Annotated in this window: 22 protein-coding genes; 16 read left to right on the top strand and 6 right to left on the bottom strand. The window is 31.0% G+C overall.

Annotation, left to right across the window (positions count from 1 at the left end; genetic code table 11):
- Positions 1 to 7: 7 nt before the first annotated feature.
- The 6 genes from FVE77_RS04745 to FVE77_RS04770 all read left to right on the top strand — a co-directional run bounded on the left by FVE77_RS04745 (position 8) and on the right by FVE77_RS04770 (position 3005).
- Positions 8 to 463 carry a PTS sugar transporter subunit IIA gene (locus FVE77_RS04745; protein ID WP_006804579.1) on the top strand — a complete coding sequence of 152 codons (456 nt, stop codon included), beginning with the start codon at positions 8 to 10 and terminating at the stop codon, positions 461 to 463.
- Between the two features lie 340 nt (positions 464 to 803).
- Positions 804 to 1190, top strand: coding sequence for an adhesion protein FadA (locus FVE77_RS04750; RefSeq protein WP_006804578.1), 387 nt, complete (start codon positions 804 to 806; stop codon positions 1188 to 1190).
- Positions 1191 to 1212: 22 nt separating this feature from the next.
- Entirely contained in the window at positions 1213 to 1599 is a 387-nt protein-coding gene (locus FVE77_RS04755) for a hypothetical protein (RefSeq protein ID WP_006804577.1), read from the top strand.
- A 75-nt stretch (positions 1600 to 1674) separates the two neighbouring features.
- Entirely contained in the window at positions 1675 to 2241 is a 567-nt protein-coding gene (locus FVE77_RS04760) for an FAD-I family protein (RefSeq protein ID WP_006804576.1), read from the top strand.
- Between the two features lie 54 nt (positions 2242 to 2295).
- Positions 2296 to 2505, top strand: coding sequence for a hypothetical protein (locus FVE77_RS04765; RefSeq protein ID WP_026746576.1), 210 nt, complete (start codon positions 2296 to 2298; stop codon positions 2503 to 2505).
- Complete coding sequence (locus FVE77_RS04770; RefSeq protein WP_026746575.1) at positions 2466 to 3005, top strand: OmpA family protein; 540 nt, start codon at positions 2466 to 2468, stop codon at positions 3003 to 3005. The genes FVE77_RS04765 and FVE77_RS04770 overlap by 40 nt, the downstream gene beginning before the upstream one ends.
- A gap of 166 nt (positions 3006 to 3171) precedes the next feature.
- Here FVE77_RS04770 and FVE77_RS04775 read toward each other — a convergent pair whose 3' ends face one another.
- Entirely contained in the window at positions 3172 to 4431 is a 1260-nt protein-coding gene (locus tag FVE77_RS04775; protein WP_232052963.1) for a sensor histidine kinase, read from the bottom strand.
- A 130-nt stretch (positions 4432 to 4561) separates the two neighbouring features.
- Entirely contained in the window at positions 4562 to 5266 is a 705-nt protein-coding gene (locus tag FVE77_RS04780; protein WP_026746573.1) for a response regulator transcription factor, read from the bottom strand.
- 198 nt (positions 5267 to 5464) lie between these two features.
- Here FVE77_RS04780 and FVE77_RS04785 point away from each other — a divergent pair, with 198 nt between their 5' ends.
- On the top strand, positions 5465 to 5809 hold the full coding sequence (locus FVE77_RS04785; protein ID WP_026746572.1) for a hypothetical protein: 345 nt from the start codon (positions 5465 to 5467) through the stop codon (positions 5807 to 5809).
- Between the two features lie 441 nt (positions 5810 to 6250).
- Entirely contained in the window at positions 6251 to 8950 is a 2700-nt protein-coding gene (locus FVE77_RS04790) for a calcium-translocating P-type ATPase, PMCA-type (protein ID WP_026746571.1), read from the top strand.
- A gap of 171 nt (positions 8951 to 9121) precedes the next feature.
- Here FVE77_RS04790 and pcp read toward each other — a convergent pair whose 3' ends face one another.
- From pcp to FVE77_RS04805, 3 genes are all read right to left on the bottom strand, one after another.
- Positions 9122 to 9763, bottom strand: coding sequence for a pyroglutamyl-peptidase I (pcp, locus tag FVE77_RS04795; protein WP_026746570.1), 642 nt, complete (start codon positions 9761 to 9763; stop codon positions 9122 to 9124).
- Between the two features lie 73 nt (positions 9764 to 9836).
- A complete protein-coding gene (locus tag FVE77_RS04800; protein ID WP_026746569.1) occupies positions 9837 to 10778 on the bottom strand; it encodes a DUF979 domain-containing protein in 942 nt (313 codons plus the stop codon).
- Complete coding sequence (locus tag FVE77_RS04805) at positions 10778 to 11458, bottom strand: DUF969 domain-containing protein (protein ID WP_006804570.1); 681 nt, start codon at positions 11456 to 11458, stop codon at positions 10778 to 10780. The genes FVE77_RS04800 and FVE77_RS04805 overlap by 1 nt, the downstream gene beginning before the upstream one ends.
- A 291-nt stretch (positions 11459 to 11749) precedes the next feature.
- On the opposite strand from FVE77_RS04805, the gene FVE77_RS04810 reads away from it, so the two are divergent.
- Both FVE77_RS04810 and FVE77_RS04815 read left to right on the top strand, forming a co-directional pair.
- Positions 11750 to 12838 carry an NAD(P)-dependent alcohol dehydrogenase gene (locus tag FVE77_RS04810; RefSeq protein ID WP_269472246.1) on the top strand — a complete coding sequence of 363 codons (1089 nt, stop codon included), beginning with the start codon at positions 11750 to 11752 and terminating at the stop codon, positions 12836 to 12838.
- A gap of 28 nt (positions 12839 to 12866) precedes the next feature.
- Positions 12867 to 13829, top strand: coding sequence for a GTP-binding protein (locus FVE77_RS04815; protein ID WP_026746567.1), 963 nt, complete (start codon positions 12867 to 12869; stop codon positions 13827 to 13829).
- 480 nt (positions 13830 to 14309) lie between these two features.
- Here the strand turns inward: FVE77_RS04815 and FVE77_RS04825 are convergent, their stop codons facing one another.
- Positions 14310 to 15671: an MATE family efflux transporter gene (locus tag FVE77_RS04825; RefSeq protein ID WP_146967852.1), complete on the bottom strand. Its 1362-nt coding sequence runs from the start codon at positions 15669 to 15671 to the stop codon at positions 14310 to 14312.
- A gap of 380 nt (positions 15672 to 16051) precedes the next feature.
- On the opposite strand from FVE77_RS04825, the gene FVE77_RS04830 reads away from it, so the two are divergent.
- The 6 genes from FVE77_RS04830 to FVE77_RS04855 all read left to right on the top strand — a co-directional run bounded on the left by FVE77_RS04830 (position 16052) and on the right by FVE77_RS04855 (position 20946).
- Entirely contained in the window at positions 16052 to 17035 is a 984-nt protein-coding gene (locus FVE77_RS04830) for a tetratricopeptide repeat protein (RefSeq protein WP_146967854.1), read from the top strand.
- A gap of 24 nt (positions 17036 to 17059) precedes the next feature.
- Positions 17060 to 17557 (top strand): hypothetical protein, encoded by a 498-nt coding sequence (locus tag FVE77_RS04835; protein ID WP_026746565.1) that lies wholly within the window; start codon positions 17060 to 17062, stop codon positions 17555 to 17557.
- Entirely contained in the window at positions 17511 to 17960 is a 450-nt protein-coding gene (locus tag FVE77_RS04840) for a hypothetical protein (RefSeq protein WP_026746564.1), read from the top strand. Before FVE77_RS04835 ends, FVE77_RS04840 begins: the two co-directional genes overlap by 47 nt.
- Entirely contained in the window at positions 17961 to 19187 is a 1227-nt protein-coding gene (locus FVE77_RS04845; RefSeq protein ID WP_026746563.1) for a tetratricopeptide repeat protein, read from the top strand.
- Positions 19188 to 19235: 48 nt separating this feature from the next.
- The gene (locus FVE77_RS04850; RefSeq protein WP_026746562.1) at positions 19236 to 19457 is read left to right on the top strand and encodes a DUF4926 domain-containing protein; all 222 of its coding nucleotides are present in this window, start codon (positions 19236 to 19238) and stop codon (positions 19455 to 19457) included.
- Between the two features lie 115 nt (positions 19458 to 19572).
- Positions 19573 to 20946: an FAD-dependent oxidoreductase gene (locus tag FVE77_RS04855; protein WP_026746561.1), complete on the top strand. Its 1374-nt coding sequence runs from the start codon at positions 19573 to 19575 to the stop codon at positions 20944 to 20946.
- Positions 20947 to 20965: the final 19 nt, after the last annotated feature.

The raw sequence follows: 20965 nt of genomic DNA on the forward strand, positions 1-20965 counted from the left end.
TAAAATCATGAAAATATTAGAATATTTGACACCAGAAAGAGTAAAATTACATTTGACTGGGGAAACGAAAAAGGAAATTATTAAGGAAATGGCACAATTATTTGTGAAAAGCGGAGAACTTGCTCCAGAAGATCTGGAAGAGTTTGTAAAAGAAATAAATGAAAGGGAAAAATTGACACCTACAGGAATGCAGGATGGAATAGCAATCCCGCATGCGAGAACACCATTTGTAAGCAAACTTTCCCTTGCTTTAGGAATCTCTGATACAGGCGTGGATTTTGAAAGCATGGATGGAGAACCTTCAAAATTAATTTTTATGATTGCGGCTCCCGAAGAAACAAAAAAAGAACATTTAGATTTATTAGCTGAGATTTCAAAATTATCTTATGAAGAAGAATTGATTGAAAAAATTGAAAAACTTAATAGTGTGGAAGAAATTTTTGAAACATTAAAATTACAATAATAATACTATAATCAATGTATTTGAAAATTAAGCTAAAAAATGAAGCGTTTTCTTTTAAAGTAACGCTATGAATATCTGTTTTCTTTAGTTTGAAGCAATTATGACATACTGCTTAAACTGATTAATACTTAAATTTTAAATTAAAAATATTCGTTTTTTTGCTTATTTTAAAGGAATAATTTTATATAAAAAAAATATTTTTGTATTTTATTTGAAAAATTAATTGTATTTTTTTATATAATTTGGTATAATAAGAGCAAGTGATGATAAGTAAGTGATATATTTAGTGATTTCATATTCATTTGTTGTTATGAAATTAAATAATTAGGAGGAAGATCGAATGAAAAAGACAATATTCTTTTTAGTTGGAATAATGATGGTTTCGTCAATAGGTTTCTCTGCTGAAAACAAAAGTATCGAAAGTAGTTTAGATTCAATTGATAGCCAATATGAAGAATTACTTAGAAAAGAAGAAGCGCAAAAAGAAAGCTACAGAAACCAGAAAGCACAGTTGGAAGCTGAATTAGAAAAATTAAAAGCCCAACAAACTGATAAAGAAAAAATAGTTGAAAAACTAAGAGTAGATTCAGAAGTAAGATGGCACAGAGACAAATACAGAAAAATTCTTAAATACAACGAATCTAACTTTAAAAATCTGAACAAAAGTATAGCAGAAAAAGAACAAAAAATCGCAGAACTTGATACATTATTATCAATAATGAACTAATGAAAGGGATGGTAATATAAAGATGAAAGCAAAAAAATTATTATTGTGCGGAATAATGGCCGTATTAGCTGTGCCAATGATGGCAGATTCTACACAAGATGTATTAAGACAAGCCAGAAAAGAATATTACAAAAGCTTGAATACATCTGATGCGCAACCTGAAGTAACTAGAGAAAAATTAATAACAATAGATGAAGAAGGTGTAGTAGACGAATCTGACAGAATTAAACCAAAATCACCAATTGAAAAATTGGAATATAACGCAGCAAAAGCTATGGACAGAGTAGACTTCTATGAAAGAGTAGTAAGAAGTGTACAAAGAGAAGAAAAAGAACTAGGTGAATTTGACAGTGTTCTAGCAAGAGATGGCGTTAAAAAAGCTAAAAGAGTTAGAAAAACAGCTAAATAAAACAGTATATTAAGACAATTTAGTTATAAAGAAAGACAATATTTTTTATAAAATATTATCAGGAAAGGAAAATCAATGAAAAAAATATTAGGATTAATGGCTATAATGGCATTAGCATCAAGCCAAATATCATTTTCTGCTAAATCGGATACTGATGCCGCAGTGCAAAGATTAGTTAAAGTTGCTAAGCAAAGACAAGCACAAAAAGCTAGAAACGCATCAAAAGGTGTTGTGGAAGAAGTTATCGTTGTTCCAGTTGATGAAACAGTAACTACAACAACAGTATCTCCAGATTTAAATGATGCTGCGCGTCAAAGAGTTGAAGAAGCAAGAGCTCAAGCTGCCGCAAGAGCTGCTCAAGCAAGAGAAGAAGCGCGTCGTCAAGCAGAAGAAGTAAGAGCTCAGGCAGAAGCAAAAGCTGCAAAAGCAAGAGAAGCTGCTCAGAAAAAAGCAGAAGCTAGAAAATTAAGAGCACAAAGAAAAAATATGTCTGAAAGTAAAATGATGGACGTAGAAATTCAAAGAATTAAGAGCAGAGTTGAAAAAATCAACGATAATATTGAAAAATATCATAAAACTAACGAAATGTTAGATCAAATGGAACAAAGATTAGACAACATCCAAAACAAAATGAACTATTAATTTAGAGTTTTGTAAAAAATAAATTCAGATATATTTAGAAAGGAAATGAAAAATATGAAAAAGTTAGCATTATTATTAGTAGGATTAGGAGCATTGTCTTGTACAAATGCAAAATTAGTAGATTACAATACAACTAGATTAAATCATATTGAAGATTATTTGAATGAAAATAAACCAAATCCTGGTAGCCAAAGATACAGATCTTTAGAAAGAGAGGCTGAAAAATGGGTAGAAGAACAACAACAACAAGAACCGCAACAATAATTGCATTAGGGTTGTTAGTTGCTTCACCATTAATGGCGAGAAGGCTGACAACTACTCAAATGAGAGAAAATACAATCAGAATTAATGCTCTTGAAATTGAAGAACCAGCACCACAACCAGTGCCAGAACCAGTACCAGAACCACCAGTAAATGAAGAGTTTACACTTGATTCTGGAAGATTGAACTTCGACTTCGATAAGTCAGTAGTTAAACCTCAATACTTTGAATTGTTAAGAAACGTAAAAGATTACGTTGAACAAAACAACTTAAACTTGAGAATCATTGGACATACAGATTCTAAAGGTACAGATGCTTATAATATGGCATTAGGAATGAGAAGGGCAAATGCAGTTAAAGCTAAATTGTTAGAATTTGGATTAGATCCTGCAAGAATCGTAGGTGTAGAATCAATGGGAGAATCAGATCCAATCGCTCCTAATGATACTGAACAAGGAAGATTTGAAAATAGAAGAATCCAGTTCAAAGCTACAAGAGATTAATTTTAATCATATTAAAATTGATAAAAACATTTTTATAAATTGTCTAGTTATTTCATTATTGAAACAATTAGACAATTTTTTTAGTTTGTTTAATAATGGTTATTATTATTTTTATTATATTTTTTTTTCGCAGGATTGCTCATTACCACAAATCCGTAAAGGTTTATTATAATTTTGGAATGTGTAAAATGACTTTAAAACCTCCATATTGACTGTGTTTTACTATAATTTTACCGCTATGGACATCAATAATTTGTTTTACAATGAGAAGTCCTAATCCATGTCGCTGTTCAGTAATATCTGTATTACAAACCATATAATGTGGAGTATTATTGAGTTTTTTCAGTTGCTCATCAGAAACTCCTGCTCCGTTATCTTCAACACAGATTATACAGTTATCTTTGTCTTCTTTTACTGAAACATAGATTATACATCCGTTTTCGTTATGATTGATACAGTTTTGAATTAGATTCGACAAGGCACGCTTTATTAAGTTGCTGTCAACATTGACAAAACAGGATGTGAATTCGCTGTCAGTTTTCCATTCTATTGGAAATTTTTCATCAATATCCATATTCAAAAAATCAACGAGAACTTGTCTAACGAGTGCTATCACATTTTCTCTTTTTTGTTCAAAAGGTTGCATATTGTATTCCAGTTTGGAAGCAAGGTTTAAATCGTTTATTAAGTTTTTTATGCGTTCACTCTGTTTTAAAATTACAGAAAGTTTTTTATTTGTATCGTCTGATAAATTTGAATATGCCTTTAACTGGCTTGTGTATCCCGTTATCATTGATAAAGGGGTACGAATATCGTGGGAAACTCCTGCAATCCAGTTGGCTCTTGCAGTATCTTTATTTCGCAGTTGTTCTCTTTGATTTTGCAAGATTTCAGAAGTTTTATTTATACTTTTTGCGAGTTCTGACAAAACCCCTTTTTCTTTAACATATACAGGCATATCTTTAGGTAAATTTTGTATACCTTTTATTATTGGATTTACAGAACTTAAAAGTTTAGAGTTGGAAATAAAGTATATTAAAAATATGAAAATTATGTTTAGACACAGAAGTACAAGTAAAAATTTTGGAATATTTTTAATGATTCCATATTTCCAGCTGGCTATTGGATGTTTCCAATAACTGTTTTTAGGATAGCCCAGGACAAGTAAATTATTTTTAACTTTAGAGGTGAAAACAGGATAATTTTTTATATAGGCATGTGAAAATATGGCAATATCAGATATAGAGTATTCTTTTGGAATATCATCAGGTAAATTGTCAGTTTGCCATATAACTTTTTTTGAATCATTGTCAATTAAGATTGCCCATATATTTTGTTTTTTTAAGTCAGTAATCATTTCACCAGGCAAAGTGTATCTGTTATTTTCAAATTTTAGCATACCTGCTACTTTAAAAGTATAGTTCATAGGAGGCTCCTTTGACACATATTTAACAATCCATAGTCCGTATAGAAAAATATTTAAGAATAGAAGTAAAATAAAACTTAATATTAATGTTATTATAAAACGGCGTATGAGTTTTAGTATGCTTTTCATATTATTTTTCCTCCACAATTAGTTTATAACCTAACCCTTTCATTGTTATTAGTGATACAGGATGGGAAGGGTTGATTTCAATTTTTTCTCTAATGCGTCTTATATGTGTCATCAGAGAATTTGTATAAACATAGGCGTTTTCACCCCATACAGCTTCACACAGTGTATCAATAGTTACAATACGTCCAGCGTTTCGGTAAAGAGTTTGTAATAATTCATATTCCTTTGCAGTTAATGATATATTTTTATTATCTTTTATAATTTCTCCACAGGAAAAGTCAATTTGACAACCGCTCAAATTTACAATCGGACTTTCTTCTTTGTAAGTTCGCCGTAAAATAGCAGTAATTCTAAATAAAAGCTCTTTTGGTAAAAAAGGTTTCACAATATAGTCGTCCGCCCCCAATCCAAAGCCCTTAAATTTATCCTCATCCTCTCCACGTGCTGTAAGAAATAATATTGGATAATTACTATCTTTTCTCAACTTTTCCAGTAAGTCAAAACCGTTCCCGTCTGGAAGCATAACATCCAGTATCGCTAAATCAGGCTGTTTTTCTGCAACACATTTCATAGTATCTTTCACATTTTTTGCAGTCTGTATATTTTTATACCCATAATCAGCAAAAATTGATACAATCATATCCAAAATTTCCTGTTCATCATCAACAATTAAAATACATTTATTTGTCAAATATTTTTCAATCATTTCAACTCTCCTTCCGTTGATACTTAAAATTATATAATTTATTATACCATATAAATTGATCTCAGTTTTTTATTTTTCAAAAAAGTAAGGTAAATGTAAAGTAAAGAGAATGTTGCTGTAAGGTTGATGTGGTAATATATAACTGTAGGAAAGGAAGAAAATATAAAATTAAATTTAATGGATGAGAGGAAGGTTTTTATGAAAATGGAACTAATAAAAAAATTAAGCAATGATATTTTTGCAGATAAGAAACAACATTTGATCGCTAGTAGAACAGCATTAATTATGAGCTTAATACCTATTTTAAGTCAAATTATGTCAATATTCAAGGTAAATTATGTAATATCACATATGTTTGGTGCAGTAAATGCCTTGTGTATTCTATGTTCTTTTGTATTATCTGTTTTATGTATTAAAAATCAAAAAAATCGTAATTTTATGAATATTTGCTCAATAATAATAAGTGGATTTTTTATGCTTGTTGTTGCAGTAATGATAGTTATAGGAATAATTTACACTATTGCCTATGTAGCAAAACATTAAAGGAATTGTTATAAAAAATAGAAATTATAGAAATAGCTCTGTTTTTCAGGGCTATTTTTTTGTTCTTTTATTAAAAATTTTATTTTAATATATGTATAAGTTATTAAATACATTTAAATTTTTTATACTGAATTGATAAAATTGAATAATTTTGAAGAACTTTTCACATATTTGTAACTTTGAAGTTCAAGTTTAATTTTATTGTAATTAATAAATTCAAGTTATATAAAAAAAGTGAAAAAACTTTAGAATTATAGTGAAATAAAATTAATTTTAGTGTATAATATAGGAAATATTTTTTTGAAAATGAAGGAATTTAATATTGAATGTAGTTAATTTATACAAAATTCTATTTTAAGCGGAATAAAAGATATACAAAAAAATTTATTTGAAATTTAAATAAAAAAAGTAAATAAAATTACAGAAAGAGGTGTAAAAATTATGTGGTTTACAAAATCACAAAATGATGTGTTAAAGGAGCTGAATGTTGATCCTAAAGTTGGTTTGACAACTGATGAGGTTAATGCTAGGCTTCAAAAATATGGACAAAATAAATTGAAAGGAAAATCTAAAAAGACATTATTACAGCTATTTATTGCACAACTTCAGGATATGCTAATTTATGTATTAATTGCCGCGGCTGTAATAAACTTGATTGTGGATATTAAACATGGCTGGACGGATGCTTTGATTATAATGGCGGTAGTACTTATAAATGCGGTAGTTGGTGTAGTTCAGGAATCTAAGGCTGAAAAGGCACTCGAGGCATTGCAGCAGATGACAACTCCTAAGAGCCTAGTTCGTAGAAATGGAGAAGTTATAGAGGTTAATTCGGAAGATTTAGTTCCAGGAGATATTTTGGTAATTGATGCAGGTAGATTTATTCCAGCTGATGTAAGACTTATAGAAAGTGCTAATTTACAAATTGAAGAGTCGGCACTTACGGGAGAATCAGTACCGAGTGAGAAAAATGCTGATTTTATTACCAAAGATGAAAAAATTCCTGTTGGAGATAAGGAAAATATGGCATTTATGTCAACTATGGCTACTTATGGACGTGGTGAAGGTGTCGTAGTTGGAACTGGAATGGAAACTGAAATTGGTAAAATTGCGAAAATACTTGATGAAGATGAAAGTACATTGACTCCGCTTCAAATAAAGCTGGATGAACTTGGAAAAATACTTGGTTATATTGCAATGGGAATCTGTGCTGTGATATTTGTTGTTGGAATTATTCAGAAACGACCTATTTTAGAAATGTTTATGACTTCAATAAGTCTGGCAGTTGCCGCGATTCCTGAAGGGCTTGTTGCAATTGTTGCAATTGTGCTTGCAATGGGTGTAAATAAAATGTCAAAGAAAAATGCGATTGTAAGAAAATTGCCTGCAGTTGAGACATTGGGAGCAGTAAATATAATTTGTTCAGATAAAACAGGAACATTGACGCAAAATAAAATGACAGTTGTAAAAACTTATACACTTGATAATTTGAGGAATATACCGTCAGAAGGCAGAGATTTTGTCGCAAATAAGGACGAAGCTGAGTTAATCCGTTCGTTTGTTCTTTGTTCAGACGCTTCAATTGACAGCGGACAGGATATTGGGGATCCGACAGAAGTGGCACTGGTTGTACTGGGAGACAGGTTTAATCTTGAAAAAAATACTTTGAATGCAGAGTATAAAAGAGTTAGTGAAAATCCATTTGATTCAGACAGAAAATTAATGTCAACCTTAAATGAAGAAGGGGATGGCAAGTATAGAGTCCATACAAAAGGTGCTATTGACAATATTCTGGTAAGAGCGGATAAAATTCTGTTAGATGGAAAAATTATTGAACTGACAGAAGAAATGAAGGAAAAAATATTAAAAGTTGCGACAGAAATGTCGGATGATGCGCTTCGTGTGCTTGGAGTGGCTTTTAAAGATGTGGATGCTGTGATTGGTCCAGAGGAGATGGAAAAAAATCTGGTTGTAGTTGGAATTGTTGGAATGATTGACCCTCCAAGAACGGAAGTAAAAGATTCGATAACAGAAGCGAAAAATGCTGGAATTACTCCGATTATGATTACAGGAGATCATAAAAATACCGCAGTTGCCATTGCAAAAGAATTAGGAATTGCGACAGACATAAGCCAAAGTTTGACTGGTGCTGAAATTGATGAGCTTTCAGATAAGGAATTTTCTGAAAATATTGGTAAATATAGAGTTTTTGCAAGGGTTTCTCCTGAACATAAGGTAAAAATCGTAAGAGCATTTAAGGAAAAAGGTAATATCGTTTCAATGACAGGAGATGGAGTAAATGATGCGCCGTCGCTTAAATTTGCCGATATTGGTGTCGCTATGGGAATTACAGGAACTGATGTTTCCAAAGGTGCAAGTGATATGATTTTAACAGATGACAATTTTACTACAATTGTTCATGCGATTGAAGAAGGAAGAAACATTTATAACAATATCAAAAAAACGATAATTTTCTTACTTTCATGTAATTTGGGAGAAATAATCTGTATTTTCCTTTCAACATTGCTAAATTGGGATTTGCCGCTTGTTGCAACACAATTATTATGGGTAAACTTAGTTACTGATACTTTACCAGCGTTAGCACTTGGAATTGATCCGGGGGATAAGGATGTAATGAAACGTCAGCCAAGAAATCCTAAGGAAAGTTTCTTTTCTGAAGGTGCAGGAATGCGGGCAGTAATTGGTGGAACATTAATTGGTTTGCTGACATTAGCTGCATTTTATATTGGAATTAACGAAACTGGAATGATTGGGAACTTAGGACAGCTGGAAGCAATGGCAAAAAATGGAAATGAAGCTGCAAAACATGCCTTGACACAAGGTAGAACAATGGCATTTATCGTACTTACAGTATCGCAGTTATTTTATTCATTAACAATGAGAAATAGCCAAAAAACAATATTTGAAATTGGAATTTTCAAGAATAAATATTTAATTTATTCAATTATAATTGGTATTGCTTTGCAAATAGGATTAACTTCATTTGCACCAATTGCAAAAATATTTAAAGTGACAAACATTTCATTTGGAAATTGGGATGTAGTGCTAATATTTGCATTAATACCATTTGTGGTTAATGAAGTGATAAAGCTGGTTTCGAGAAAGAAAAGCAGCAATTAGTTATCTAATAAAATCAGGCAGGGATGCTCTTGTCTGATTTTTTTATTTATAAGGAAATTAAATTCATATTTTTCAGGTATTTATAAATATAAAAAAATAAAATATCGACTTATTAAGAAATTTCAATCTAATAAATCGATATTTTTCATTTGTATTAGCATGAAGTTTGCTTTAGCATACAGTCCCGCCAGTTTCTTTGATGTCTTCAGTATTTTTTACAATAGCTTCAATTGCTGCAGTCAGACCTTTTACAATGGTATTTAGCTCCATTGAAGGTGTATTTTTTTTGTCGATAACTTGCTGTGGCAAAAATGGGATATGGATAAATCCAGCTTTTTTACCTTTATATTTTTTGTTTACAAGGTAAAGTGTACCATAGAGAACGTGATTGCATACAAAAGTTCCTGCAGTGTATGAAACTGAAGCTGGAATTTCATTTTTCTGAACATTTTTTACCATAGCTTTTACAGGCAGATTTACGAAATAGGCATTTTCTCCGTCTGGAAAAATTGGCTCGTCAATAGTCTGATTTCCTTCGTTATCGGGAATTCGGAAGTCATCAAGATTTATTCCCACACGTTCGATGGAAATGTCAAATCTTCCGCCCGCCTGCCCAATTGACAGGATAACATCTGGATTATGTTCTTCGATAGCTTTTTCAATTTTTTCAATAGATTTTTTCTTGACTGTCGGAATCTCCAGTTTAATAATTGTGGCTCCTGCAATATTGTCAGGAAGCTTTTTTACTGATTCGATGGCAGGGTTTATTGGCTCTCCTCCAAAAGGGTCAAAGCCTGTAACAAGTATTTTCATATATTTTTTTGCATGATATTACAGTAATTGATAATTTCATGCACTCCTTTCTATTAATTTAATTTTTTCAAATTTATTTTATTCCAAAAAGAAACAGCATAAGTATAATATGTGTTCCGAGCAGTAATAGGGCCATTGGGGCTTGAATTTTGATAATTCCGTATTTATCTTTTATTTCAAGTATTGAAGCTGGGACAATGTTAAAGTTTGCCGCCATTGGTGTCATAAGAGTTCCGCAATAACCCGCAGTCATTCCCAAAGCACCGATAACAGCTGGATTTCCACCATGCTTTATGATAAAAGGTATACCAATTCCTGCAGTTATTACTGAAAATGCGGCAAAGGCATTTCCCATAATCATAGTAAATACAGCCATTCCAATAGCATAAATAATAATTCCTATAAAAATATTTCCTGTCGGTACAACTGAAGAAATGCTCGCAGCTATTACCTTTCCAACCCCAGCCTTTGTGAATACGGCACCTAATGCCGCAAGAAGCTGTGGCAGGATGGCAGTCGCACCAATTTGCATAAGAAGTCTTGAAGTATCTTCACTCGTTTCTTTAAATTTTGGCTTTATAATAATCGCAGCCGCCAGCAGCGCAACAAGTGAGCCTCCACCGATACCTAATGCAGGCGGTATTGCAGTTTTTCCAATTTTAAACTGAAGTATTAGAAAGGCGGCAACTCCAATTAATACAGCAGGAATAAATACTTTATTTTTTAGCCTTTCACTTTGTGCGATTTTAAATTGTGATGGAATATTTTCAAATTTTCCTATATGAAGCTGTTTTGTTACAGTAATTATAGCAAGAACTATAAGGAGTCCGCCAGTGACCTTATATGGAATGACTGGTCCAAAGATAAATATTATTCCAAGAATAAACCAAAATAAAAATGTTCCTATTCTTGATTTTTCATTCCTTAGACCTCTGATTGCAGTACTAATACTGACAAGACCGCAAAGGATATAAATAATTTCTGTTAAAATTTTTAAAAGTGCTTTTATTTCCATTATTTATTACCTCCTTTACCTGCTATTATCTTTTTGTCATAAATATAAACTTGAATAAGAGTAAAGATTATTGCTATAATTCCCATTGGTATTGAGAACAATGCCAATTGTTTTAGTGACACATTGTATCCATTTTCCTGTAATGTAGTCTGAATCAAAAGCAGTCCTGATGCACCGACAAATATGTTCTGGGCAAAGAAGTTTCCGTAGTTTTCAATTGCGGCGCTCAAGCTTTTTAGCTCTTCAGTTTCTTTTTCTGTAAGTTCCTGTTCTTTATGAGATTTTGCAGCGGCTTCAGCCATTGGATAAATAAGTGGACGTATAAACTGAACATGACCTCCAATTCTGATTGATAGCGCACTTGCAATTGAACGGATAACCATATAAAGTCCTAAAATTCTACCAGCAGTTGCATTTTTCAGTTTTTCAATTAAAGCTGCACTTCTTTCTCTCAGTCCATATCTTTCAAGCACTGCTATAACTGGCAAGCTGATTAGAAAAATAGACATAAGCCTGTTATCTACAAAAGCTTTTCCAATAATTCCAAGTATTTCTAAAAAATCTATTTTCGCGGCGATTCCTGTAGCAATACCGGCAGTAAGCACCACAGCCAGCACATCAAGTTTTAATGTAAATCCCACTACGATAATGACAATACCAATAAGTATCCATAAATTCATAAGTATTCCTCCCTAATAAAGTTTTCATAATATGATTTTACCTTTAAAATAATAGAAATGTAATAGTTTATGAAAAAAATTGTATTTTTTTTAGTCAATTTTTAAATAATCATACTATTAATTAAGTTTTTTAAGCTTTAATATAAAGTTCTAGATAAGAAAAATTAAACTGTAATAAAAAATATACAGATATTTTATTTCTTTATTATACAAAATTTGTATTTTTAAAATTTATAGGCTATACTCATATTAATAAAAAATTATGTGATTATTAATTTAGGAGGATTTGAAATGGGAGAACAAATGAAAGCATTTGCAATGAAGAGAATTGGGGAAGTTGGATGGATTACAAAGGACAGGCCCAAATGCGGACCGACAGATGCGATTATCAAACCCCTTGCATTAGCGCCTTGTACTTCGGATATACATACAGTTTATGAAGGTGGAGTTGGAGAGAGGTTTGATATGGTATTAGGGCATGAAGCCTGTGGAGAAATAGTTGAAGTTGGGGAACTGGTTAAGGATTTTAAAGTTGGAGATAGAATTTTAGTTGCAGCTATAACTCCAGACTGGAATTCGGTGGAAGCTCAGTCAGGGTATCCAATGCATGGTGGAGGAATGCTCGCTGGATGGAAATTTTCAAATGTTAAGGATGGTGTTTTTGGAGAATATTTCCATGTTAATGACGCAGATGGAAATTTGGCATTGATTCCTAAAGGAATGGATTATGGGACAGCGTGCATGTTAAGTGATATGGTGCCTACTGGATTTCATAGCGCTGAACTTGCAGACATTCAATTTGGAGATGTAGTTGCGGTATTTGGATTAGGACCTGTTGGACTTATGGGAGTTGCCGCCGCGGCACTAAAAGGAGCTGGAAGAATAATTGCCATTGATTCAAGAGAACAGGTTATACCAATTGCAAAAGCGTATGGAGCGACAGATATTGTTGATTTTAATAAAGCGCCTGTGGATGAGCAGATTATGGAACTGACTGGTGGAAAAGGTGTTGACAGGGTGTTGATTGCGGGAGGAGACCAGAGAGTGTTTGCTACGGCTATAAAGATATTAAAACCAGGTGGACGAATTGGAAATGTAAATTATCTGGGAAGTGGAGAATTTATACAGATACCTAGAGTTGAATGGGGAACTGGAATGGCTCACAAGCAAATTTTTGGAGGGCTTATGCCAGGCGGAAGATTAAGACTTGAAAAACTGGCAAGATTGATTGAATTTGGTAAATTAGATCCGAGCCTTTTAATTACCCACAGATTTGAAGGATTTGAAAATGTCGAAAAAGCCTTGGAACTTATGAGAACAAAAGCTGATGGAGTAATAAAACCTGTAGTTTATATGACTTCACAAAGAATAAATGAGTAAAAAAGATAAATAGAAACAAAGAGAAAAGGTGAAAAAATTGAAAATACTTGTTATTTCGGGCTTTCTTGGAGCAGGAAAAACTACATTTATTAAAGAGATGGTTAGATGCACAAAAAGGGAATATGTAATTTTTGAAAATGAATTTGGAGATGTAAATATTGATGGTGAAATATTGAGAAATAATAGCGAAGAAATGAACAGAAATATGGAGAATGGAATAGAAAGGGAAGATGTGGAATTGAATGTCTGGGAACTTACAAGCGGCTGTGCCTGCTGCAGTACCAAGGCAGATTTCATATCCTCGCTTCTTGTCATAGACAATACCTTAAATCCTGATTTTTTAATAGTAGAGCCGTCAGGAATCGCTATTTTGAGCAATATTTTAAATAATGTCGCAAATGCCAGTTATGAAAGGATAAAAATATTTCCACCAATAACAATAGTAGATGCCAGAACATATTTCAAGTACAGGAACAAGTATGCTGAAATATTTATGGATCAAGTGAAAAAGGCTGCACATATACAACTTTCAAAAACTGAAAATATGACAGATGATGAAATAAATCTAATCTATGAGGATATAAAAGCAGTTAATCAAAATGCACATATTCACACGGCTGATTATCATAATCAAAGTATGGATTATTGGAACAGCCTTTTTAGCGGAGAACTTTTAAAAACAGGAAATTCAGATTTAATAGATGTCAAAAATAAAATGCAGAATGTTACCTATAAAAATTCGTATGCTGATAATCCTGCGATTCTTGTATCTTTTCTGGATAAGCTGATTTTAGGCTATTATGGAGATATAAACAGAGCAAAAGGGGTATTTAAAGCATTTAGCTGCAATATGCACTTTGATGTGGCAGATACAAGTTACAATATTGCGATTTTGAAAGATAATGCTCCTAATAATGCAGTTTTTATAGGGAATCAGATTGATAAGGAACTGCTAATAAGAGAGCTTGATGAAATGAGAAATTTAAAATAAAATTTTTCAATGATTTCTGTTAAGGAAATTAAGAAATGTAAGAAACAACAAATAAGGACTGGATTTTTTTCAGTCTTTTTTGTTTATGATAAATGAATATTTGTTGAATATCAAACAGTTTTAGCATTTTATTTTTTCAGAAGTAGAAAAGGTGAAATTTTATAGCTCAGGTCATCTTGTTAGCATGGATAAATATTTTTTTCATATTGGAATATGATATTCCTTTAAATTTTTTTGGAAATAAATAAATGTATGTTCACAAACATTTGCAATATTTTCATGAGTTTTTATATGGCTCTATAATGGAAAGCAGAATATTCATAATAAGATTACAAAATATATGTTTTACAGTTTTTATCCATTACATCTTTTGTTAATTGTGTTGTTAATATACTAGGCTCCGTTTAAAAATAGGAATAATTTTCTATAATAAGGCTGTTTGATAACTAATTTATAATTATTCAACTAAATTATTTCTTATTATTTTCCAGCTTTTATTCCTTTCTTCCAGTCAATAACTTTGACTAAAATAAAGAATATTATTCCAGCCAGTGTATTTGAAAATAAATTTCCCCAGAATATTGAATAAAGGCCAAGATATTTTTGTGTCAATAAAATAAAGATGTATCTTAACAGCCAGATTCTTAAAATTGACATAACTAACGGAACTTTTGTTCTTCCAAGTGCTATAAAAACTCCCTGTGCTATCATAAAGACACTGAATCCGATTACTGAGTACGTGTAAATATGGAGAGCCTTGTCAGCAATTTTTATTACTTTTTGAACCTTTGTAAAAGTTAATACGAGTGGTAATGAAATAGGCAGGATTAAGGCAATAGTCAAAATTGAAATAGTAACGCCAGTTATCCAGCCCACCTTGAACACATCCTTAGATTTTTTTACATTTCCAATTCCCATATTTATACTAATCATTGAGGAAACGGTGGTTCCTATTGAGGATGGTAAAATAAAGCAGATTGCATTGATATTGGAAGCAATTCCCTGAGCATTCAAGGCAACAGCTCCAAATTTTTCCATTTCCTTGTTTATAAGAAAAAATCCAAGATACAAGAAGGCGTAATTTAACATTGAAGGAAAACCGATTTTTAATAATCGTTTTATAATTGGCAATTTTATTGTGTAACTTCGTAAATTAAGTTTTATATCTCCACTTTTTAAAAATAAATCGTAAAACATCCAGATTGTAACAACTATGTAAGAAAAGAGTGATGCCATTACTGCACCCACAATTCCCATTTTTAAAACATATAAAAAAATTGAATTAAAAATAATTTTTAAAATTAATAAAAGAAAAATTCTAACAAATGTAACCTCAGGACGTCCAATCGCATTTTTTGAAGAATTGTAAATGGCAGCTAAAAATACAAAGGGCATTATGAGTGAATAAAGCGAAATATATGTATAAACATTGTTACGAATTTCAGAGGTTGTGTTATTTGAAATTAAAAAAGCTGTAAACATACATACAGGAATTAATAAAAGTCCAATAAAAAAACTGAATACAAAGATTTGTAACATCGTTTCCTTAACAGCCAACATACGCCCTTTTCCATACAGCCGCCCAAGCATAACCAGTGTAGCCACTCCCAGCCCTTGTGATAATGCAATCATAATATTCAGTACAGGCTGGCTGAACGTGACGGAGCTGGCAACTTCCACACTTGTGAGCCTATTTAAAAATAGACTGTCTGAGAGTGGGATAAGTGCTTGAATAATTCCGACAAGCAATGTTGGAATAGATAAAAAAAGCAAAGTATTAATAACTTTCCCATTTAAAATCATCTGACGGCGTTCTTCATTCGATTGAGCTTTAAATAACATTTTAATTTTCCTCCCTTTAAAATTTATTGCATTTTTTCATTATAGCACTTTTTTGTGAAATTTAAAACAATTTTATAACCTTTATTTTTTGATATGCAGTAAAAGTATATAGATTTGATAAAATTAAAAAAATAGTAGAAAAATGGGTAAGAAAATTGGTATGTTAAATTTAGATGACTGAAGTAAATAATAAAAACGTAGGCTATTTAAAAAAATTGGTAAAATGTCGCAATTAATATTGCAATTTATGATAAATTCACTATTTAAATGAGGTCTAGTATTAAAAAGGAAATATTAGATAAAAATAGGGTATAATATTACTGGATAAAATTTAAAATATAAATTTTGTTAATATTGAAAAAATATAGAAAGGGCAAGTTATGAAAAAGATAATTTTAATTTTGGTAAGTGTATTATTTTTAGTGAGCTGTAGTAGGGGTATTCCTTTCTCGGAGGAGGAAAAAGGAGCTTTAAAAAAGGCAAAAACAGAAATTGCTGAAATGAAGAAGAATCCGACAATGGCAGAAAAAGAAAAAATTTTGCAAAAAGGGCTGGAAGTTCAGAAAAAATATTTACGAATTGGGGTAGTGTATTTTAAAAGTGTGGAAAAGGATATTCCAATAGCAGATTATTATCTAGCAAGAAATTATAGTGCGAGAGGAAAAAATGAAAAGGCACTCAAATGGGCAAGAAAAGGCTCGGATAGAGGAGTAAAGGAAGCAAGTGCATTTGCAGGACAGATTTATGCTAATCAGAGAGATGAAATAAATGCAAGAAAATATTATATAAAGGCAATGGATCAGGGAGATTATAGGGAAGATACATTGTTTAGAGTGTGGGTATATGGAGAAAGGAAAGAAATTAATAGCGAAGTGGTGGAAGCGTTTAAAAGAAATTTAAATAAAAATATTGATGTAAAAAATGCTTTGGCTTTTTATTATCAGAGGCACGATTACTTTGATGAAGCTGAAAAACTCTACAAGGAGCTTGTTGATGAAAAATATCCGAATGCAGAAAGACTTTTAGGGGAGCTTTATATGTCGAAAAAAGATTATGATAAGGCGGAAGAATGGCTGTTAAAGGAATCAGAAAAATTGTTTTCACATTCAGAAGACAATGTAAAACGGATTGAAGAAAAAAGAGCAAGATTATTGCGTCTGTTAGCAGAAGTTTATGAAATGAAAGGAGATTACGGCAAGGCTGAAAATAGTCTTTTAAAAGCAAAAGAACTTGCACATAAGGAACTTGCATTAACGAGTTTAGCCAAATTATATGAAAAGCAAGGGAAATATAGTCAAGCTTTAAAAATAAATGAAGAATTAGAACAATTGAAAAAAACAAAAAACAGAAAAATTAAATCATAAAAGAAATAAAAAATGGAGAGTTTTATGAAAATAGAAAAACTGGAATTTGTAAAAAATATTGATAAATTTGAAAATAATTCTGATGAATATGTGGATATTAATTTAAATAGGAAGGTAACGGAACTTTCAAGCGTTTCGTATGAAAAAAAATTATACAGTTTTTATTTATTAATAGGAGAAGATGGGAGAATAAATTCGCTGGAAATTCTCAATATATTGAAAATGGCTAAATTTACACATAAAATAGAAATTCCTGAAAATATAATAGAAGGCGATATTTATTTTAAGAGGGAAGAATACAATGAAGCTGGTATAAAAGTTAAAGAATTAGATTTTTTGGAGATTGATATTTCCAAAAATATTATCGGATGTTATTTTACTGATAACAGGCTTAATATTTATTTTGGAGTAAAAATTTGCGAAAATATAGTAATCTTAATAAATAGGAATAATTATGCAGAAGGAATTTTGATTTATGGAAAATTTGAAATTGAAGATGATAGATTTTACTGGAAAAAGTGAGAATGTGGTAAGCGAGCGAGATATGATTTTTTCTTTTAATAACGGAGAGATAAAAATATATTTGTCTTATGTAACAGGAGAACTGAAAAAAATAAAAATAGTTAGTGAAAATGAGAAAATTGAAAAAGAAATTGGAATGAAAGCAGTATTAAAATTTAAGGGGAATTCGGTTATTTTGGATTATGAATATGGATTGTACGAGTATGTGGAAATAGAAATTGAGGATAAGCTGGAAAAATATTGGGCTGATGGAAAAATAGTTTATTTAAAAGAAGGGAAGAAAATTTTTTTAGAAGTTGAAATTTGGGAAGGATATTTGCTATTTTTTGATGATGAATATAGGATGGCAGGATTTGGTATAAAAATCGGAAGGAATAAAAACTTTGAAAAGGCGGAATTATAAATGAATAAATGTATTTTACTGATGTTACTTTGTCTGTTAATAGGATGTAGAAATCAAGGAAATGATGTGGTAATAAAAGATATTGATGACGTTAATTTTTATCTGGAAAATAAGAAAGATCCTGAAAAAGCTCAATTAATGGCAAGAATTGCCTTTGAACTGGAAAAGGAAAACTATGAAGAAGCAGAAAAGTATTTTTTAAAACTGGCAAAATACGATAAAACCGCTTATGTTTCGCTTGCAAATATGTATTATGAACATATTGATAAAAAAGAAGGGGAAAAGAGATATGAAATAGCTTTTGAAAAAGGAAATAAAAGGGCAGGTACAATTTTGGGGATGATTGCTGAGGATAATAATGATTATAAAAAGGCAGAAGAATGGTACAAAAAATCATTGGATAAAGAGAATGTATTAGGATATAAATCTTTTGCTACGTTTTTATATAAAACAAATAGAAAAAATGAGGCTGAGAAATATTTTATAGAAGCTGGAAATCGTAAGGATGCGGATTCGATGTTATATTTAATAAAAATGTATTATATGAAAAAAGATACAGAAAAATTGAAATACTGGCAAGATAAAATATTAAATACAAAAGAAATTTTTAGATTTGATGATGAAGCAAATGATTTACTGGAATACAGTTTATCAAAAGATAGAATGGATAAAGAGTTCTTTGAGTTGTATATAAAAGGAGAGGAAAGTATTTTAAAAAAAGATTATGATACAGCAGAAAAATATTTTTTACAAATGGAGAAGTTAAAAAAAGAAGGAATTTTGTATACAGCTGATTTTTATTATCGTTTTAAGGATGAAAAAGAAAAAGGAATGGAAAAATATAAAAAAGCATATGAAAATGGTTTAAAGAAAGCTGCTGTTTTTATAGGAATTATTGAGCATAGAAATAGAAATATTGATGAAGCAAAAAAATGGTATAGGATAGCAGCGAATGCAGAATACACTGATTCACAAATATATTTAGCACAAATTTTGGAAGAAGAAGGTTATAAACTCGAATCTTTTGATTTGTATTTAAAAGCGGCTGAGCTAAAAGATTATAGAGCAATAAATTATTTATTAAAATATTACTACAGAGAGAAAAATTTGAAAGAAATAAAAAAACGGGTAGATGTAGTTAAAAAATCAAATGGATTAAAAAATTATAGTGAAGCTGACAGTGGAAGAATAAGAGAATATGAAAAATTTTTAAAAGAAAAAGAGTAAAATGCTTAATTAATTGTGAAACAAAATTATGAATAGAGGTATTTTGATATGAAAATGAAAAATGGAGATTTTATGTTTGATGAATATGATGTAGTAAAAGCAAAAAGAAAATTATCTGATAAAGTTTTAAAGAATTCGATTGGAACAGTTGTGATGATATTTCCTGAATTTCCAAATGATTATACGGTAGAGTTTATGAAAGACGAGAAGACTTTGGATATTTTAGATATTAAGGGGGAGGATATTAAAAAAATTAATATAAATTTGTAAACACAAATACTCTTGTTTTTTTATAAAAAATGTGGTATTCTTAAGACAAGGAAATCTAATTTTATAATGAATACAATTATGTAACTAATTGTATAAAATGGAAAGGACGAAGAAAATGAAAAAATATGATGCAGTAATAATTGGATTTGGAAAAGGTGGAAAAACTTTGGCAGGATTTTTGGCTGGGAAAGGTCAGAATGTGGCGTTGATTGAGAAATCGGACAAGATGTACGGAGGGACTTGTATAAATATTGGGTGTATTCCTACAAAAAAACTTGTTGACAGTACAAAAGTTCTTAAAAATAAAGGATTAAATGGTATCGAGGAAAAGGAGAGATTTTATACAGAAAGTATAAATAATAAAAATACATTAATTGGTGCGTTACGTGGAAAAAATTATGAAATGCTGGCTACAAAGGAAAATATTGATATTTATGATGGATTTGGAAACTTTGTTTCAAAAAATGTAGTTAATATTGAAAGCAATGGGGAAAATGTTCAGATTGAAGGGGAAAAAATATTTATAAATACAGGTTCAACTACAATAATCCCTGGTATAAAAGGGCTTAAAGAAAGTAACCACGTTTATACAAGCACTTCAATTATGGAATTAAAGGAACTTCCTAAAAAATTGACTATTTTGGGAGCAGGGTACATTGGACTGGAATTTGCTTCGATGTATGCTGATTTTGGATCAGAAGTTACAGTGATTGATTTGGCACAAAGACTTATGCCTAGAGAAGATGAAGAAATTGCTGACAGGGCAAAGGCAATATTTGAGGCAAAAGGAATCAAATTTTTACTGGAATCAAAAATTGAGGAAATCATTGATAAAAATGGAAAAGGATATGTGCAAATTTCACAAGGGGCGAGCAAGAGCGAAATTGAATCAGACGCAATTCTTGTGGCAATCGGAAGAAAACCTAATACAGAAGGTCTTAATTTAGAAGCGGCAGGAGTAAAAACTGACGAAAAAGGTGCTGTTGTAGTTGACGAAACATTGAAAACGACAGCTGATAACATTTGGGCAATGGGAGATGTGAAAGGCGGACTTCAGTTTACATATATTTCTCTTGATGACTTTAGAATAATAAGAGATAACCTTTATAATGGAGGAAATAGAACAGTAAATGATAGAAATGTAATTCCATACAGCGTATTCATAAATCCACCTTTATCAAGAGTTGGAATGACTGAAAGCGAAGCAATTGCTAAAGGATATGAAGTAAAAACAGGAAGACTTGAAGCAATGGCAATTCCAAAAGCAAAAATAGAAGGTGTAACAGATGGACTACTTAAAGCAGTTATAGACGCAAAAACAGATAAAATACTGGGATGTACTTTATTATGCAACACTTCCCACGAAATGATAAACATTGTTGCAGCGGCTATGAAAGCTGAACAAAAATATACATTCCTAAAAGATATGATATTTACTCATCCGACAATGAGCGAGGCTTTGAATGATTTATTTGGGAGCGTGAAATAAAAATGGATAATTCATTTTC

Source organism: Leptotrichia hofstadii, from assembly GCF_007990525.1.
In the GTDB taxonomy this organism is placed as follows: domain Bacteria; phylum Fusobacteriota; class Fusobacteriia; order Fusobacteriales; family Leptotrichiaceae; genus Leptotrichia; species Leptotrichia hofstadii.

Bases quoted from the DNA above. Each gene is read 5' to 3' on its own strand.
- FVE77_RS04745 (WP_006804579.1), top strand. From the start codon at position 8: ATGAAAATATTAGAATATTTGACACCAGAAAGAGTAAAATTACATTTG.
- FVE77_RS04750 (WP_006804578.1), top strand. From the start codon at position 804: ATGAAAAAGACAATATTCTTTTTAGTTGGAATAATGATGGTTTCGTCA.
- FVE77_RS04755 (WP_006804577.1), top strand. From the start codon at position 1,213: ATGAAAGCAAAAAAATTATTATTGTGCGGAATAATGGCCGTATTAGCT.
- FVE77_RS04760 (WP_006804576.1), top strand. From the start codon at position 1,675: ATGAAAAAAATATTAGGATTAATGGCTATAATGGCATTAGCATCAAGC.
- FVE77_RS04765 (WP_026746576.1), top strand. From the start codon at position 2,296: ATGAAAAAGTTAGCATTATTATTAGTAGGATTAGGAGCATTGTCTTGT.
- FVE77_RS04770 (WP_026746575.1), top strand. From the start codon at position 2,466: ATGGGTAGAAGAACAACAACAACAAGAACCGCAACAATAATTGCATTA.
- FVE77_RS04775 (WP_232052963.1), bottom strand. From the start codon at position 4,431: ATGAACTATACTTTTAAAGTAGCAGGTATGCTAAAATTTGAAAATAAC.
- FVE77_RS04780 (WP_026746573.1), bottom strand. From the start codon at position 5,266: ATGATTGAAAAATATTTGACAAATAAATGTATTTTAATTGTTGATGAT.
- FVE77_RS04785 (WP_026746572.1), top strand. From the start codon at position 5,465: ATGAAAATGGAACTAATAAAAAAATTAAGCAATGATATTTTTGCAGAT.
- FVE77_RS04790 (WP_026746571.1), top strand. From the start codon at position 6,251: ATGTGGTTTACAAAATCACAAAATGATGTGTTAAAGGAGCTGAATGTT.
- pcp (WP_026746570.1), bottom strand. From the start codon at position 9,763: ATGAAAATACTTGTTACAGGCTTTGACCCTTTTGGAGGAGAGCCAATA.
- FVE77_RS04800 (WP_026746569.1), bottom strand. From the start codon at position 10,778: ATGGAAATAAAAGCACTTTTAAAAATTTTAACAGAAATTATTTATATC.
- FVE77_RS04805 (WP_006804570.1), bottom strand. From the start codon at position 11,458: ATGAATTTATGGATACTTATTGGTATTGTCATTATCGTAGTGGGATTT.
- FVE77_RS04810 (WP_269472246.1), top strand. From the start codon at position 11,750: ATGGGAGAACAAATGAAAGCATTTGCAATGAAGAGAATTGGGGAAGTT.
- FVE77_RS04825 (WP_146967852.1), bottom strand. From the start codon at position 15,671: ATGTTATTTAAAGCTCAATCGAATGAAGAACGCCGTCAGATGATTTTA.
- FVE77_RS04830 (WP_146967854.1), top strand. From the start codon at position 16,052: ATGAAAAAGATAATTTTAATTTTGGTAAGTGTATTATTTTTAGTGAGC.
- FVE77_RS04835 (WP_026746565.1), top strand. From the start codon at position 17,060: ATGAAAATAGAAAAACTGGAATTTGTAAAAAATATTGATAAATTTGAA.
- FVE77_RS04840 (WP_026746564.1), top strand. From the start codon at position 17,511: ATGGAAAATTTGAAATTGAAGATGATAGATTTTACTGGAAAAAGTGAG.
- FVE77_RS04845 (WP_026746563.1), top strand. From the start codon at position 17,961: ATGAATAAATGTATTTTACTGATGTTACTTTGTCTGTTAATAGGATGT.
- FVE77_RS04850 (WP_026746562.1), top strand. From the start codon at position 19,236: ATGAAAATGAAAAATGGAGATTTTATGTTTGATGAATATGATGTAGTA.
- FVE77_RS04855 (WP_026746561.1), top strand. From the start codon at position 19,573: ATGAAAAAATATGATGCAGTAATAATTGGATTTGGAAAAGGTGGAAAA.